The 1248-nt window shown below is 37.5% G+C and carries 1 protein-coding gene; it reads left to right on the top strand.

Annotated features, from left to right (window positions below; translation table 11 throughout):
* A partial coding sequence (locus ACFIO5_RS10190; protein WP_375705335.1) for a DUF4175 family protein occupies nucleotides 1-1131 on the top strand: 1131 nt, incomplete at its 5' end.
* Nucleotides 1132-1248: the final 117 nt, after the last annotated feature.

Below are 1248 nucleotides of genomic sequence, written 5' to 3' on the forward strand. Positions count from 1 at the left end.
ATGCTTGCTGCTTTACTTGTGCGGCCAGAAGATGGGCTTCAAAATGCAACACATTTTCTTGTTCTACAGAGTGCATGGACAAGGCTTTCTATGGCAGAAACAGAGGATGATCTGCGCAATGTGGTCGATTATTTATGGCAGATCGCTTTGGGCATTGAAGGCAATCAGCTCCAATCAGCTCAGAAAAATTTAAAACAAGCACAAGCTGCTTTGCGTGATGCTCTTCGTTACGGTGCTTCAACTGCAGAAATTGAACGATTGATGGCCGATTTACGCCAGGCTATGGATGATTATGTTAAAAATTTGGCCGAAAAGACACAAAATAATAGCAAAAATAGCAAAAATGGCAAAAATAGTAATCTTGGCCGTTCTCATCTTTCAGAAGAGACATTAAAGGAAAAGCTGAATTTAATTGAAGAAATGGCCAAAACAGGCTCTTCTTTAGCAGCTGAACAGTTATTGTCTGAAGTTGAACAAATCCTCGATCATTTGCAAGTTCAAAAAGGTAATCAAGGTGGGCAGAAGACAAAAAACCAATTTGCACAAATGAAAGAAAAAATGGATCAGCTTGGTGATGTGATGCGTCGTCAGCAAGAAATTCTCAATGGAACACATCAGTTGGAAATGGAACAACGACGTGGAGAAAATGTGCCGGAAAAACAAAGAAAATCTTTACAAAAACGTCAAGCTGAGTTGCAGTCGGAGTTATCAACTTTAGAAAAAGAATTATCAGAACAAGGGTTTGAACAGAGTGACGAATTAAAAAAAGCAGAAGAAAAAATGAATTCTGCAGAAACTGCTCTTGAGCATGGAAACCATCAGATATCTATACAAAAACAGCTAGCTGCTCTAGAATCGTTAAGGAAAGGCGCACAAAATGTTTTAGAAAAAATGCGTGAAGTCCTCAAAGAATCAGGAGATAATCAAAATACTATTTCTGGTCATCAAGACCCCTTAGGACGTCCTCTTTCTTCAAAAAATACTCAAGGGCAAGAAGGGGAAGCTATACCACAAGAAAGTGATCAAATTCGTGCACGGCAGATTTTGGAAGAAATTCGTAAACGCCTTAGTAAAGAGCATATTCTAGAAGTAGAAAAAAACTATCTTGAAAGGGTGCTTGATTTTAATTAATCATTTTTTTCTCTTTATCAACGTTAAAAAAAATCCACGGAAAGTCTTTATGGGATGTAAGTTTCAAAAAATAAAGAATATTGATAAAGCGCATTGAGTGCAGTGATTGGAACAACT

This window comes from Bartonella sp. AA86SXKL (genome assembly GCF_042196885.1).